The organism is Natrinema sp. SYSU A 869 (assembly GCF_019879105.1).
Taxonomy (GTDB): domain Archaea; phylum Halobacteriota; class Halobacteria; order Halobacteriales; family Natrialbaceae; genus Natrinema.
The window spans coordinates 1,594,973-1,609,600 of the sequence record NZ_CP082249.1; the positions used below are offsets into that span (position 1 = coordinate 1,594,973).

General features: G+C 64.0%; 17 protein-coding genes. 10 read left to right on the top strand and 7 right to left on the bottom strand.

What is annotated here, in order from left to right; genetic code table 11:
* The first annotated feature begins 20 nt into the window (after positions 1-20).
* The 3 genes from trpB to K6I40_RS16065 are packed head-to-tail and all read left to right on the top strand — an operon-like array spanning position 21 to position 3,166.
* Positions 21-1,289: a tryptophan synthase subunit beta gene (gene trpB, locus K6I40_RS16055; RefSeq protein WP_222920017.1), complete on the top strand. Its 1,269-nt coding sequence runs from the start codon at positions 21-23 to the stop codon at positions 1,287-1,289.
* Positions 1,286-2,347 carry a tryptophan synthase subunit alpha gene (gene trpA, locus K6I40_RS16060; protein ID WP_255682096.1) on the top strand — a complete coding sequence of 354 codons (1,062 nt, stop codon included), beginning with the start codon at positions 1,286-1,288 and terminating at the stop codon, positions 2,345-2,347. Before trpB ends, trpA begins: the two co-directional genes overlap by 4 nt.
* 24 nt (positions 2,348-2,371) lie before the next feature.
* Positions 2,372-3,166 (top strand): 2-amino-3,7-dideoxy-D-threo-hept-6-ulosonate synthase, encoded by a 795-nt coding sequence (locus tag K6I40_RS16065; protein ID WP_222920018.1) that lies wholly within the window; start codon positions 2,372-2,374, stop codon positions 3,164-3,166.
* A 76-nt stretch (positions 3,167-3,242) separates the two neighbouring features.
* Here K6I40_RS16065 and K6I40_RS16070 read toward each other — a convergent pair whose 3' ends face one another.
* Complete coding sequence (locus K6I40_RS16070) at positions 3,243-4,196, bottom strand: cation diffusion facilitator family transporter (RefSeq protein ID WP_222920019.1); 954 nt, start codon at positions 4,194-4,196, stop codon at positions 3,243-3,245.
* A 181-nt stretch (positions 4,197-4,377) separates the two neighbouring features.
* On the opposite strand from K6I40_RS16070, the gene K6I40_RS16075 reads away from it, so the two are divergent.
* Complete coding sequence (locus K6I40_RS16075; protein WP_222920020.1) at positions 4,378-4,950, top strand: SprT-like domain-containing protein; 573 nt, start codon at positions 4,378-4,380, stop codon at positions 4,948-4,950.
* Between the two features lie 152 nt (positions 4,951-5,102).
* The gene (locus K6I40_RS16080; RefSeq protein WP_222920021.1) at positions 5,103-5,645 is read left to right on the top strand and encodes a hypothetical protein; all 543 of its coding nucleotides are present in this window, start codon (positions 5,103-5,105) and stop codon (positions 5,643-5,645) included.
* Positions 5,646-5,657: 12 nt separating this feature from the next.
* On the opposite strand, the gene K6I40_RS16085 is transcribed toward K6I40_RS16080, so the two are convergent.
* Positions 5,658-6,338: an HAD family hydrolase gene (locus tag K6I40_RS16085; protein WP_222920389.1), complete on the bottom strand. Its 681-nt coding sequence runs from the start codon at positions 6,336-6,338 to the stop codon at positions 5,658-5,660.
* 322 nt (positions 6,339-6,660) lie between these two features.
* Between K6I40_RS16085 and K6I40_RS16090 the strand changes: the two genes are divergently transcribed.
* A complete protein-coding gene (locus K6I40_RS16090; protein WP_222920022.1) occupies positions 6,661-7,527 on the top strand; it encodes a DUF6293 family protein in 867 nt (288 codons plus the stop codon).
* A 37-nt stretch (positions 7,528-7,564) separates the two neighbouring features.
* Here the strand turns inward: K6I40_RS16090 and K6I40_RS16095 are convergent, their stop codons facing one another.
* Complete coding sequence (locus K6I40_RS16095) at positions 7,565-8,149, bottom strand: hypothetical protein (protein ID WP_222920023.1); 585 nt, start codon at positions 8,147-8,149, stop codon at positions 7,565-7,567.
* Positions 8,150-8,374: 225 nt separating this feature from the next.
* Between K6I40_RS16095 and K6I40_RS16100 the strand changes: the two genes are divergently transcribed.
* Complete coding sequence (locus tag K6I40_RS16100) at positions 8,375-9,568, top strand: 3-dehydroquinate synthase II (RefSeq protein WP_222920024.1); 1,194 nt, start codon at positions 8,375-8,377, stop codon at positions 9,566-9,568.
* A 29-nt stretch (positions 9,569-9,597) separates the two neighbouring features.
* On the opposite strand, the gene K6I40_RS16105 is transcribed toward K6I40_RS16100, so the two are convergent.
* From K6I40_RS16105 to K6I40_RS16115, 3 genes are all read right to left on the bottom strand, one after another.
* Positions 9,598-10,035: a zinc ribbon domain-containing protein gene (locus K6I40_RS16105; protein WP_222920025.1), complete on the bottom strand. Its 438-nt coding sequence runs from the start codon at positions 10,033-10,035 to the stop codon at positions 9,598-9,600.
* Between the two features lie 61 nt (positions 10,036-10,096).
* Complete coding sequence (locus tag K6I40_RS16110) at positions 10,097-10,771, bottom strand: type I 3-dehydroquinate dehydratase (RefSeq protein WP_222920026.1); 675 nt, start codon at positions 10,769-10,771, stop codon at positions 10,097-10,099.
* A gap of 72 nt (positions 10,772-10,843) precedes the next feature.
* Positions 10,844-11,824 (bottom strand): transcription initiation factor IIB, encoded by a 981-nt coding sequence (locus K6I40_RS16115; RefSeq protein WP_222920027.1) that lies wholly within the window; start codon positions 11,822-11,824, stop codon positions 10,844-10,846.
* A gap of 219 nt (positions 11,825-12,043) precedes the next feature.
* Between K6I40_RS16115 and yjjX the strand changes: the two genes are divergently transcribed.
* From yjjX to K6I40_RS16130, 3 genes are all read left to right on the top strand, one after another.
* Positions 12,044-12,568, top strand: coding sequence for an inosine/xanthosine triphosphatase (gene yjjX / locus K6I40_RS16120; RefSeq protein WP_222920028.1), 525 nt, complete (start codon positions 12,044-12,046; stop codon positions 12,566-12,568).
* A gap of 254 nt (positions 12,569-12,822) precedes the next feature.
* Positions 12,823-13,044: a hypothetical protein gene (locus tag K6I40_RS16125; protein ID WP_180843022.1), complete on the top strand. Its 222-nt coding sequence runs from the start codon at positions 12,823-12,825 to the stop codon at positions 13,042-13,044.
* 115 nt (positions 13,045-13,159) lie between these two features.
* Entirely contained in the window at positions 13,160-13,825 is a 666-nt protein-coding gene (locus tag K6I40_RS16130) for an HAD-IA family hydrolase (protein ID WP_222920029.1), read from the top strand.
* A gap of 36 nt (positions 13,826-13,861) precedes the next feature.
* On the opposite strand, the gene K6I40_RS16135 is transcribed toward K6I40_RS16130, so the two are convergent.
* Complete coding sequence (locus K6I40_RS16135) at positions 13,862-14,479, bottom strand: winged helix-turn-helix transcriptional regulator (protein WP_222920030.1); 618 nt, start codon at positions 14,477-14,479, stop codon at positions 13,862-13,864.
* Positions 14,480-14,628 lie beyond the last annotated feature (149 nt).

Below are 14,628 nucleotides of genomic sequence, written 5' to 3' on the forward strand. Positions count from 1 at the left end.
CACGACGGAGACATCCAGACATGAGCACGGAACGCGAACGCGACGGCGAGAGTGAATCCGGACGGACGGGCACGTTCGGTGACTACGGCGGCCAGTACGTCCCCGAGGCGCTGATGCCAGCCGTCCAGGAACTCGAGGACGCCTACCAGCGATACGTCCTGGAGAACGAGGACGGCTTCATGGACGAGTTCCGCGAGCGACTGCGCGATTTCGGCGGGCGGCCGACGCCGCTCCAGCGCGCGGATCGGCTGAGCGAGCGCTACGACCGCGAGGTATACCTCAAGCGGGAGGACCTCGTCCACGGCGGGGCACACAAACTGAACAACGCGCTCGGACAGGTCCTGCTCGCGAAATATATGGGCAAGGAGCGGATCATCGCCGAGACCGGCGCGGGCCAACACGGCACCGCGACGGCGATGGCCGCGGCCCACCTCGACATGCCCTGCGAGATCTACATGGGTCGGACGGACGTCAACCGCCAGCGGCCCAACGTCTACCGAATGCGGATGAACGGGGCCGAGGTGAACCCTGTTGAGGCAGGTAGCGGGACGCTGAAGGAGGCGATCAACGAGACGATGCGCGACTGGGCGACCACCGTCGAGCGGACCCACTACGTGATCGGCTCTGTCGTCGGCCCGCACCCGTTCCCGAAGATGGTCCGGGACTTCCAGGCAGTCATCGGCGACGAAGTCCGGAAACAGATTCAGGAGAAGGCCGGACGACTGCCCGACAGCGTCGTCGCCTGTGCCGGCGGTGGCTCGAACACGATGGGAGCCTTCCACGCCTTCGTTCCCGATGAAGCGGTCGACCTCTACGCCGTTGAGGCCGGCGGCTCGAGCCTCGAGATCGACGAGGAGGAAGGTCTCGCGCCCAACTCCGCGACGCTCTCGACGGGCACCGACGGCGTCCTCCACGGCGCGATGACGAAGCTCCTCCAGAGTACTGACGGCCAGATCATGGAGTCCCACAGCGTCAGCGCGGGTCTGGACTACGCCGGCGTCGGCCCCGAACTCTCACATCTCGTCGAGACCGGTCGAGTCACGCCGGCGAGCGTCGACGACGAGGACGCGCTCAACGGCTTCCACCGGCTCTCGCGGCTCGAGGGGATCATTCCCGCACTCGAGTCGAGTCATGCGCTCGGCTATCTGGAAGAGGAACACGAGACTCTCGGCGATCTCGTTGTCGTCAACGTCTCCGGGCGCGGCGACAAGGACTTAGAGACCGTGTTAGAGGAGACCGAGACGCGCGATCTCGTAGCCGCACCGGACGTGGAGGTGTTCGACGGATGAGCCGCGAGATTCGAGCGGAGCGAGAATCTCGGGACGGCGAGCGGGGAGCGGCTACGAGGTGCGACCAGCGGGAGCACCTCGAGAAACGAACGGAGAACGAAGTGAACCGTGAGCAGCGACCCGCGAGCCGCGAGGTTCGTGCCGACGGCGGCGAACCGACCGCATACGACAGCGATGTCGAAGCGGCTATCCGCGAGGACCAGCCCGCGTTGATCACCTACATCACCGCTGGAGATCCCTCGCTCAAGGACACGAAGGCGTACGTCGAGGCCCTCGACCGGGGTGGCTCGGACCTGATCGAACTCGGGCTTCCGTTCTCGGAACCGATCGCGGAAGGGTCGACGATTCAGGCTGCAATCAACCGCGCGCTCGATGCCGGGACGACCCCCGAGGGCTTCTTCGAGTTGGTCGCGGACCTCGAGACTGAGGCGCCGCTGCTGGTGATGACGTACTACAATATGATTCTCCAGTATGGTGACGAACCTGACGTTCGGCCCTTCGTCGAACGCGCGGCCGAAGCGGGTCTTTCGGGGATTATCGTCCCCGACCTGCCCGCCGAAGAGGCGGGCCCGCTGCGCGAGGCCTGCGACGACAACGGGCTCGATCTCGTCTTCATTATCGCGCCGACGACCGAGGGTGAGCGTCTGGATCAGATCATGTCGCAGGTCTCAGGCTTTGCCTACGTGCAGGCCCGCCTCGGGACGACCGGTGCGCGCGCGAACGTTTCGGGTGCGACCCACGACAGCCTCGCGCGGCTTTCGGAGTACGACGTTCCCAAGGCGGTCGGCTTCGGCGTTAGCAAGGGTGACCACGCAGCCGAAATCATCGAGGCCGGCGCGGACGGCGTTATCGTCGGCAGCGCCTTGGTCGATATCATCGCTGAGCACAGCTCAGCAGGCTCTGGGACGGAGTCCCAGAACATCGCCTCGAGCGACGATCCCAGCGATGCGGTCGACGCACTCGAGGCCAAAGCTCAGGAACTCAAACGTGGCGCACGTCGCGGCGCGGATACCGTCACGGTCGATCCGGAAGAACGACCGGAACCAGAACAGCCATAACTGCAAGCTTGCTACACTCCCGCAATGACCACAGGAATTGACGCACGACTCGACCGAATCGGGACAGACGGATCGTACGTGATCGTCCCAATGGATCACGGCATCACAATGGGTGCTGTCCAGGGACTGAAAGACATCGAATCGACAATTGACGGCGTAACCAGCGGCGGGGCGGACGCGGTTCTCACACAGAAGGGGATCGCACCGCGCGTCCACGACAACAAGAACGGCAAGGGCTACATCGTCCACCTCAACGGTTCGACCACGATCGGGCCGGACGAGGAAGACAAGCGGCTTACCGGCACCGTCGAGGAGGCAGTTCGGGTCGGTGCCGACGCCGTCTCCTTCCACATCAACGTCGGCTCGGATCACGAGCCAGACCAGATTAGCCAGCTCTCTGAGGTCACCGAGACGGCCCAGCGCTTTGGCATTCCGGTCCTCGCGATGGCCTACGCTCGTGGTCCCGGCGTCGACTCGGCGGACCCCGAGGCGCTCGGCCACGCAGTCCGCCTCGCCGAGGAACTCGGTGCCGACATCGTCAAGACGGGCTACAGCGGCGACGCTGAGAGCTTCGCACACGTCGTCGAGTCGACACGGCTCCCGGTCGTGATCGCCGGCGGCTCGAAGGGGACCGATCGTGATACGATCGAGATGGTTCGCGGCGTGATGGACGCCGGCGGTGCCGGCATCTCCATGGGCCGATCGATCTTCCAGCACGAGAATCCGGAAGCTATCGCACGAGCGGTCGCTGGCGTCGTCCACGAGGATCTCTCGACTGACGAGGCGCTAGCCGAAGCAGGACTGGCGCTCGAGGCCTAACTCTTCGTTTTTCCCACACCCACAGCGTTCGACCATCCCATAGCACCGGCTCCCGGCGCTCGAGACACGCAACACCTCAGTGGCAGTGCGTATCGAGGTGGACGTCCCGATCGGCATAGCGGGGACTCAGTTCGACGGTGGCGTGATCGACGCCGTGGCAGGCGAGTTCGTCGTGGACGCAACCGACGACTGACTCGGCCTCAGCCATCGTCTCGACGCCGGTCTCGACGTGGACCGTCGCGACCGTGATCTGGCTGCAGATCTGCCACGCGTGGAAGTCGTCAACTTGGTCGACACCCTCGAGTTCGGTAAGATGAGCGCAGATCTCGTCGCTCTCGAGGGGCGTCTTGAGGAAGAAGATCGCACCGCTGCCACGCAACACCCTGATCGCCGACCAGGTCACCACGGCCGCGATCAGCGCGGCGGTGATCGGATCGACGGCGCGGAATCCGGTCGCCTCGACGACGAGCACGGAGACGATGACGGCAACCGAGCCGCCAGCGTCGCCCAGCAGATGGTAGAACGCTCCCTTCTCGTTGAGGCTCATCGCGTCGCCGTGGAGGACGTAGACCGAGCCGAGGTTGACCAGCAGGCCGCCCGTCGCGATGGCAATCGTCGGCCCGGTGCCGATGGCGACAGGCTCCAAGAACCGCTGATAGGACTCCCAGAGAATGAAGCCAACCATCGGCAGGAGGAGTAATCCGTTCAGGAAGGCAGAGAACGGCTCGAGGCGGTGGAGGCCATACGACCAGCGGTCGCCGTCGCCGTAGCGTTCGGCGACGTGGGCGGCGGCGAAGGCCATCACGTACGCGAGCGCGTCGAACAGCATGTGGACGGCATCACTGATGAGCGCGACCGAGCCGAAGGCCAGCCCACCTGCGAGTTCGACGAGGAAGCCAATGACGTTGATCAGCGAGACGGCAGCGAGTTTGCGGCTGCTCGTCGTGTCCCCGCCGTGGTCGTGCCCGTGACCGTGGCCGTCGTGTGCGTGCGAGTCGCCATGAGAGCGCGCCGACTCGTTCCGACTCATCGTAGGTCGAACTCGGGGCTCAGTCTTATTAATTCAGCTGCTATTAAACGGTGTTTTCTATGCTAATCTTGGCAAAATTTCGCGCATGAATTATTAAAACGTCGCGGCGTATCGGCGTTCATCACCCGCCCCCAGCGATCCGATCGGAAGCGTTTCGTCGGCACCCGCCCTTCTCGAGGCCGTGACCGACGGCGAGGAGCTTACGCTCGCGGACGAAATCGTCGCCCGCGTGCGGATTCACGCCCGCGAGGTCGTCGACGAGTACGATATCGGGGTTGACTTCGCGGCCCTCGAGTGGGAGGTGTCGCCACGAGCGCGGCGACGGGCGGGGAGTTGTCGCTGGCAGGCCGACCGCGAGGTGGCGACGGTCGTCCTCGCCCGGCGCGCGTACGAGCGGTACGACTGGCCCGAGTTCGCGGGGGTCGTCCGCCACGAACTCGTCCACGCCTGGGAGTTCCAGCAGTTCGGCGAGTCGGGCCACGGCGACCGCTTTCGCGAGCGGGCCGCGGCGCTCGAGGCACCGCGCTACTGCGAGGCCTTTGCGAAGCCGCGGTACGTCCTGCGGTGTCTCACGGGCGGCTGCGACTGGCAGGCCAAACGCCACCGTGCGTCGAAGCCGGTGAAATCGCCCGACCAGTACCGCTGTGGGGCTTGCGGCGGCACGTACGAGGTCGAACACACGGACAGCGGGCGAACGTGGACGACCGCGAGCGGCTACGGCGGCGCGAAGGCGGCGCTCGGCGATGAGTGGTAGGAAATCGGTATCGAGGTCGCCCCGTCGAAGCGGCTCGCACTGCCCGCACAGAGAGGAGGATCTCAACGTGTCGTCGCTACCAAAGCGGACTCACCCGTGCTCGACTAGTCGAGCACGGAAGGCTTATTCGCCTGACCATACCTGTTTCAGGTATGGGAATACTCGATTTAATGCTGGGCAACTCCGACCCTGGTGAACAGGGTGTCGCAGCGAAGTCGTACACACTCCCGAAGGAGACCCACGATTTCGTCTACCCCGTTGCAGTCCGCCGCGAGGAACTCGAGGCATTCGCCGAGTTGCTCGAGGCGGAAGCGGACGCCCCAGCGCTCGAGGTCGAGTCCGACGACTTGCAGGCAGCCTTCGAGGGATTGACGGGCGCGGACGATCCCGACGTCGATCCCGATGAGTTGGCCGAGCGGATGCGACGGCCGCGACGCGCGGCCGAACCGGTGATCGAGAGCTGGCGCGAGGATTTCGAGCGGGATATCGACGTGGTCTACGCCCGGGTCGGGACCTACGACGCGCTGGTCGCGTTCATCAAACTCTGTAAGCAACGCGACGACGACGAGGACGACGCGTTCGAACTGCCCGAGAGCTTCCCGGATGCAGCAGCCCTGCTCAAGCGACTCGAGGAAGGGACGGACACGCAGTATCGGGCCGTGGTTCACACGGATCTGCTGCCGGATGAACAGTAACGCTGACTCGGCTCAGACGATCGTCTCGAACGCCTCGAGCGACGTGAGTTCGTAGGTCGGGTCGTGCTCGCCGGGGCCGTCGTCACGGCCGGTATCGAGCCAGGCCGAGTCGAGTCCCATCGCGTTGGCACCCGCGATATCGGCGTGCAACGAGTCGCCGATGTGGATCGCTGCATCGGGCATGACCGCGAGTTCGTCGAGCGCGTATTCGAACGGGACCGTGCTGGGTTTGGGGTCTATCCCAGCGCTCGGGTCGGTGAACACCCGCACGTCGAAGGCGTCCGCGATGCCCAGTGCCTGCAGTTTCTGCGTCTGTGTCTTTCGACCGCCGTTCGTGATGAGGCCGAGTCCGACACGGCTTTGGTCGCGAGCATGCTCGATCGCCGCTTTCGCACCCGGGCGAAACTCGACAGCGGTCGGATCCTGCACCGCGAGATACTCCCCGGCGAGCGTCGGCGCGATATCGGCGTCGACGCCGGCGCGCTGTGCGACTTCGGTAAAGAGGTGCTCGTAGAACTCCCGATCCGTCTTGGCGGTCGGCAGGTCCGGGACGGCGGCTCGCAGTTCCGCAGGCGTGCAGAACTGCTCGCAGCCGGCGTGTTCAAAGCTCGACTCGAGCAGCTCCGTGGCGTCCTGGGTCGACTCGCAGAGGGTAGCATCGAGATCGAAACAGATCGCATCGTAGGCAGCCATCTGACTTGTCATACGAGCGGGGGCGTTCTCAACGTTTCGCCGACGAGGTGGCTGCGTCTCGATCTACTCCGGTATCATCGCCGAGAACATCCCGAAAGCCCCGACACCGCTCACGGGCTGCTACTCGCTGCGCTCCTCGGCTCACTTCGTTCGCCTGTGGTGCTTACTTCGTTTCGCGCCGTGAGCGGTGTCGCCCCTTTCATTCCCACCCGACGATGGTTTGACTGGGCTATCGAAACTCGTCGGTTGGTTGGACCGGTTGCGACTCGAGTTCCACCGACGATTCCGCAGCAGTTATTTTTGCTGACACGCCGCTTGGTGTATGGAGGTCGTCAAGCGAGTGCACGTCGTGCCGCTGGGCTACGAGTTCGATCGGATTCTCGAGCCGATCCGGAACCAGCGGGCGGACTTGGTCTATCTGCTCGAGGACGAGAGCGTGGGCAGTGGGCAGCAGGGTGGGGAACAGGGTGAAACCGACGGTGGGACCGGCGAGCGAACCGCGACGGCGATGGCCGACTACCACGACGAGTTGCGGGCGGAACTCGAGTCGATCGTCCCCGAGGTGCGGACCCGGGAGTGCGATCTCACGGACGTGTATGCGGTGCTCGGCGACGTGACGACGCTTGCTGACGTCCACGCGGACGATCAGGTGTACGTCAACGTCTCCGGAGCAGGCACGATCCCGGCGATCGGCGCGACAATCGCGTGCATGGACGTCTCGACGGACGCCCACGCCTACTACGTCGAGCCGTCGGCGTACGCCCACGATGGGACAACCGAGCCCATTTCCGTCGGCCTCGACGAGATTGAACAGGTTCCGACCTACCCAATCGAGTCGCCGACGCGCGATCAGGTCGCAATCATGGAGTTTCTCTCAGATCCGGCCGCGTGGGAGGGTTACCACGACGACCGGACGGCCCCGCCGAAGAAGAAAGACCTCATCGAGTACGCTCGAGAGCGGAATCTCGACTTCATGGCCGATCGACGCTCGCCCGATGAGCGCTCCGGCGAAGACAAGGGGGCGTTTCGGGTGCTCGATACGCACGTCCTCGAGCCGCTAGCCGAGGACGGCTACGTCACGATCGAGTCGGTGGGCCGTCGGCGCGTCGTCGAGTTGACCGAGCGGGGCGAAAACGCCTACCGGGCGTTCCGACACAAGCTCATGGACGACGCCAGCGAGCGACAGTAGGGATCATCGAGGGGAGTCCAAGGGGAGTCGACGCGGTTCAGTCCGCGTCGTGGACCAGGGTGTACAGTTTCGTTCCCAGCCGAGCCAGCTCGAGGTCAGCCTCGAGGCGCTCGATGTGGTCGCGAAGCGCCGCCGCGTCGAGCCCCGGAAACTCGTGGTCAGTGCGGGAGTCGAGGTGGCTGCTCGCACGAGCGAGCAGGAAGGGCGCGGCGTCAGCGAGGTGCGAGCCCGGGAGCTCGGGGCCAGCGTTGCGACCACGCTCGACCGCAGCCAGGACTTCCTGGGCTACGACCAGCGTCCGGCGCAGCGAGCGAATCTCGTCCGGATCGGCGGGCGGACCCAGATACGTCGCCAGCACTTCGTCGGCCGCGGCAACCCGTTCCGGATCGACATCGAACGGCTCTTTGAGCCGCTCGGGATCGGGTTCGCCGACATCGGTGCGGCGAGCAGCGAGGCGAACGGCACCGAGCATGGCGGCGGTTCGGCCATACTCGAGCGTCGCCATCTCGCCCGCGTGGTCGAACACCGCTCGAGCGACATCGGCGATGGGTTCCACCCCGAGTCGGCGGGTGGCGCAGTCGATGGTCGATTCGGCGTCCGGCTCGAGGTGGCGCTGACCCATATGGAATCGATCGTCCGGACCGGTATTATCAACTTCCGAGAAAGTATTCGAACTATCGTTACTATCGTGAGTATTCTTACTATTGGGAACGATTGCGATCGTTCCGATCACGGTGATCAACGGGAGAGCAGGTGACTCGCGTCCGTTTTCACAGAGTCGAATGATCGACCCGTCACTCCTGCCCGATTCGCCACGTTCAAGCCGGTTCCCTTCGACGGTCGATTTATGACGCGAGCTGTCTGGGTAAAAGCCGACGATACCGTCGGCGACTGGGACGACCGTCGGGCGCGGATCACCGCCGCGCTCGAGGCGGGTGCAGACTGGGTACTGGTCGACGAAGACGACGTCGCGCGCGTCCGAGAACTGGGCGACATCAACGTCGCGGCGTTTCGGACCGACGGAGACGTGACCTTAGTCGATGACATCGACGACGCCGAGAGCGAAGACGGAGACGCCACCACGCAGGCGGACGCCATTGTCGTCGGGAAAGACGGCGAGGGCGACGCGACGATCGACCTGCCAGAGGACTTCTCCGGCTCGGCGGACCTCTCGACGTTGCGCCGCGACGGCGACTTCGACCGGGGCGCGTACGTCCGCATCCTCGGCAAAGAGTACGAGCACTTCGCCGAGACCGCCGCCGAGGAAGCCGACCACACAATCGTCGTCGGCGAGGACTGGACGATCATCCCCCTCGAGAACCTGATCGCTCGCATCGGCGAGGAGACCGACCTCGTCGCAGGCGTGACCAGCGCCGAGGAGGCCAAGACGGCGTTTGAAACCCTCGAGATCGGGTCCGACGCCGTCTTGATCGACTCGGACGATCCCGACGAGATCCGAAAGACGGTCGAAGTACGCGACGAGGCCGAGCGCGAACGTCTCGACCTCGAGTACGCCGACGTGCTCGACATCGAACGGGCCGGCAGCGCCGACCGGGTCTGCGTTGACACCGGCAACCTACTCGAGCACGATGAGGGAATGCTCGTCGGATCGATGAGCCGCGGACTGGTCTTCGTCCACGGCGAGACCGCCGAATCGCCCTACGTCGCCTCCCGTCCCTTCCGGGTCAATGCGGGTGCAGTCCACGCCTACGTCCGAACCCCCGATGGCGGTACGAAATACCTCTCGGAACTCCAGAGCGGCGACGCGGTCCAGGTCGTCGACCTTGAGGGTAACACTCGCGAGGCCATCGTTGGCCGCGTCAAGATTGAGCAACGCCCGATGTTCCGAATCGCCCTCGAAACCGAGAGTGGGGATCGAGTCGAGACCCTGCTCCAGAACGCCGAGACGATCAAGGTCGCGTCCGCGGAGGGGCGCAAGGCGGTGACGGACCTCGAGTCGGGTGACGAGATCCTCCTGTACTCCGAAGAGACGGCCCGACACTTCGGCGAGGCTGTCGAAGAGAGTATCATCGAAAAGTAACGGTCACCGGTCGATTCAGCGGGTCACTTCTAGACGTCGCTCGTCTCCGCCTCGGGCTCTACCGGTTCGAGTCGCGTCGTACACCAGTGGCAGAACTCGAGGTCGTCATCGATCCCCTTCCCGCACTCGGGACAGGTTGGACCCTCCGTGTCGTCGGCCCCACGGGGTGGGTAGCCGAGCGCACGAAAGGTCGCATCGATCGCGGCGAACAAGGCGATAAACGAGAGGAAGAACTGTGCCATCGCGTCGGTCTCTTCGGCCATGATGTCCGCGTACGCGTTGATTTCGTTGACGTTCGTTATCGGACCGGCAGCGGCCAGCTGATCGATCGGGAGAAAGAACGCACTGACCGACAGGAAGAGACCGGCAAAAAGGGCGGCGCGGAGCCAGTCCCGGACGAGGACGTGGCCCGCACCGGGCATGATCACCGAAAGGCCGGCGGCGAGAAGCGCACGGAGCCATGTCATTGTACGTGGGGATGGTAGGGACTGCCCTGCCCTTAACATTCCGATTCTCGTTGTTTTCAGCTCACTCGAGTCGTGCCACCAGCTCCGCGAGCGTCTCGAGGTCGTACTGCCCCGGCGCGGTCGCCTCGGACGGGTCGACAGGCGCGTAGCCGATTTTCGATCCGTATACCGGAGCCACGGCGCGCGTGTGGCTTCCCACTTCGCCCATCGCCATCGTCGCGACGGCGTCGCCGTGGGCGGTCAGTTGCTCGGTCGCCGAGAGCAAGGCGAGCGTCTCAGCCGTCGATTCGGCCGTGACGGCCAGTTTCGCGACGTCGGCGTACTTGCCTGCCTCTGTCAAGGTGCGGACCATCTCTTTGCGGGGCGGTGTCCCCTCGAAATCGTGCGCCGACGCGACAATCGAGACGTCGCGGTCGCGGGCTGTCTCGAGCACTGCGTCCGTCTCCTCCCCGAGGATCGACTCGAGTTCGACGTCGATAGCCACAACGGCATCGAACGCAGTCGCCTCGGCGAGCGCCTCGAGACGACCGTCGTCTTCAGCCTCCCCACCCTCCCATCTGGCCCGGTTCGTTGCGAGAATCGGCAACTGTCCATCGTAGTCCTCGAGCGCGGCCAGCGGCTCGTCGGCAAGGTCCATTCGAAATTCGATCGCGTCGGCGTGCTCGCGAGCCGCGGGTTCGTCGGAGAGGGCCGCTGTCGATGCTGCGAGTACGAACGAGTCGAACTGTAGTCCCATTGCTCTCAACTGCGAACGAGCGCGGCAAAAACGATATCGTTCCGGCGAGTTTCAACGAGATACGGCCCGGCGTTATGCCATCCCGATGGTCTCCTCGGCCTCGAGGAGCTCGTGGTAGCGGTTTCGGATGGTGACTTCGGAGATGTCGGCGACATCGGAGACGGCGGCCTGGGTGGTCTTCTCGTTCGTGAGTAGTGCGGCAGCGTAGACTGCGGCGGCCGCGAGGCCGACCGGCGACTTGCCGCTGTGGACGCCCTTCTCCTTGGCGTTCTGGAGCAGGCTACGGGCGCGGTGCTCGGCTTCGTCGGAGAGCTCGAGTCCGGAGGCAAAGCGGGGGACGTAGCTCTCGGGGTCGGCGGGCTGGACCTCGAGACCGAGTTCACGGACCACGTAGCGGTAGGTACGGGCGATCTCGTTTTTCTCAACACGGGAGACGTCCGCGATCTCGTCGAGCGAGCGGGGGACGCCAGCCTGTCGGGCGGCGGCGTAGACGCAAGCCGTCGAGACGCCTTCGATAGAACGGCCCGGGAGGAGGTCCTCGTCGAGCGCGCGGCGGTAGATGACGCTGGCCGTTTCGCGGACGTTCGTCGGCAGGCCGAGCGCGGAGGCCATCCGGTCGATCTCGCCAAGCGCCTGTTTCAGGTTGCGTTCCTTGGAGTCTCGGGTGCGGAAGCGCTCGTTCCACTTTCGAAGGCGCTGCATCTTCTCGCGCTGGCGCGAGCCTAGGGAGTTCCCGTAGGCGTCCTTGTTGCGCCAGTCGATGTTCGTCGAGAGTCCCTTGTCGTGCATCGTGTTCGTCGTGGGTGCGCCCACACGGGACTTCTCGTTCTTCTCGGCGGCGTCGAAGGCTCGCCACTCGGGACCGCGGTCGACCGAGTCCTCCTCGACGACCAGTCCACAGTCCTCACAGACGGTCTCGCCGTGTTCGTCGTCAACGACGAGGTTGCCGGCACACTCGGGGCAGGCGAGATCTTCGTCCTCGCTCTCGGTTTCCTGTTCGTTCGTTTCGGGTTCGCTACGTCGTACTCTCGTATTCGATGGTGCGTTAGTCATACGATGGCAATTGCTGCCCGGCCGAACCGATCGCAAAAGCCCGGACGGTTCCGTTACCTCCCACGTTCAGAGACTCGAGGGTTAAGGGTTTCGGAATCTCGGTCACATATCCCGCGAAAACCGGTAATTCGAAAGAAATGGCATGATAGATGGAAACATTGAAACTGCGAAGCCAGTCGGAAACACAGCCCCCAAATCGACTCCCGCCAAACAGCCGGTATGGAGCTCGCAGTCGGTAGCACGAACCCGGTCAAGATCGACGCGGTCGAACGAACGCTCGAGCGCTACGAGCCGACCGTGACTGCCGTCGACGTCGATTCCGGCGTGGCCGAACAGCCGTGGTCGATCGAGGAAACCGTCACCGGTGCGGAGAACCGGGCCCGGCAAGCGCTCGCGGTGACCGACGCTGACTACGGGGTCGGCCTCGAGGGCGGGGTCGCTCGGCTCGACGGGACGCCGGGACTGTTCCTGATCATGTGGGGCGCTGTGACGGACGGCAATCGACTAGAGTGCGGCGGTGGACCGACGCTTCGACTTCCCGACGGCGTCGCGGAGCGGGTCGACGATGGGGCAGAACTGGGACCGGTAATGGACGACCTCCTTGGAACCGAGGCCATCGCCGAGGCCGAGGGCGCTGCGGGCGTACTTACGGATGGGCTGACGAACCGAACGCGAGCGCTCGGCGAGGCAGTTGCGTCTTCGTTCGGGCCGTTCGTAACGAACTATTACGACATCGATGACTGACTATCATCGGTGATGGCGGGTCTGACATCGAGAGTGGCGCTCAATACGGGCAATCGAATCCCGTCGTCTAGAAACGATACCGAACAAACGACACTCACGGAGCGGTATATATTAACCGGGCGTACCAACGAAAGCTTTCCATCCTGTTATTCATCTCTTACTTCCGGATCAAACCGCGCGACTGCGGCAGGTTAACCGCGCGTACCAAACCCCCTAAGGGCGTTCCTGTTGTCTAATCGTGTATGAGCACTGCAATGGCCCCCGACCTCACGAGCAAACAACAGCGGATTCTGGAGTACCTCCGGAACAACGCGGCGACGAAGACGTACTTCAAATCCCGCCTCATCGGCAAGGAGCTCGGCATGACGGCGAAGGAGGTCGGCTCGAACATCACCGCCCTTCAGGAGGGCGATTACAATGTCGAGATCGAAAAATGGGGTTACTCCTCGAGTACGACCTGGAAAGTCGATATTTAACTCGCAGACGGCGACTCGGTGGGCTTTTCTCGCATTTTACCGATTGTCACGAGCAACCGGCGACGGCCGTCGTGACGCCGAACCCTCTTTTAGCGCGAGCCCTCAGTATCGGTACATGACGACGGTACTGTTCGACATGGACGGGGTCATTCTCGAGGGGCCGCGGACCGATCCACAGGTGTACGCCGATGCTGCTGACGCGGCGCTCGTCGATCTGGGGGTCGAACCGACGCCGGACCAGCGTCGCGATTTCAGAAATCACGATCACGAACGGATCAAGACACACTGTCGTGATCTCGAGATCGATCCCGCACGGTTCTGGGAGTTGAAAGAGACATACGCCTCGAGTGGCACCCACGACCGACTTCGGTCAGGGGAGCGTGGCATCTACGACGATATCGATGCGGTTCGCGACCTCGGTGAGCGGACGACGATCGGCCTCGTGACCAACAACAGGCACGAAACAGCCGCGTTCGTCGCTGACTACGTCGGATTCGACTTCGACATCGTCCGCGGGCGAGACCCAACGTTTGAGGGCTACGAGCGGCGCAAACCCGATCCGTACTATATCGACGACGCGCTCAACGACCTCGGCGTCACCGATGGAATCTACGTCGGCGACTCCCCAAAAGACGTAACGGCCGGGCGAGCGGCCGGCCTCGAGACCGCGTTCCTCCGACGGCCGCACAACCGTAACCGGGAGCGACCGTCGAACGCGACACACGAACTCGAATCGCTGACCGAATTGCCGTCGCTCGTCGCGTCGACCGACTCATCGTGATGGAGTAATACTGACGTACTGCCGATTAGCTCCCTTTTAGCCCTGATACGTAAGGAACTGATCTGCATCCCGCGCGAGCGCCCGGGCCCGATCGCCGAAGGAATCCGCGTGGCGGACCACCAGGACCAGCACCGTCTCCGGCCGTTCGACCGCGTAACCGTCCGTCCGCGAGAGCAGGCTCGCTTCCTCGAGTTCGCCGGCGTACTTGCTCACCGTCGGCGGCGAGACGTCGAGCGCCTTAGCGAGATCGCCGGCAGTGGCGTCCGAGTGCGAGAGCAGTTCGATCAGCATGCCCCGGGGTGTCTCCCGGCGAAGGTACCCCAGGGCTCGCTTTTCGAACTCGTCGAATCGGCCGGCGGTGACGAACCGCTTGTAGTCGCCGTCGCGATAGCGCTCGATCGCGTCGACGTCCTCGAGTCGACGCAAGTGGTGTTGGGTCTCGCCGGTTCCGAGTTGCAGGTCGTCGCGGATCTTGGAAAAGTGTGCGCCGGGCGTCGTCGAGAGATAGCCCGCGATCGCATCACGTGCATCGCTTTCACCCGTATCAGCCGCCGCTGCATCGGCACGTCCGACCAGCGGGGAGGCGGCACCGAGAGCGGCGAATCGGCGCAGGGTCGCTCGTTTGTCGTCGTCGACCCCATCGGGCGATGTCATAACTAGCTACCACCTACAAGGGGGCGACCCGTAAACAGGTTTCGCTCCGCTTTGGTCACCGAATACTACTAGTTAGTAATCTAATAACTAGCTCCGAGCCCGATTAGCACTGTCTTTCGTTCGCAGAGGAAAACGAATACTACCGGGAA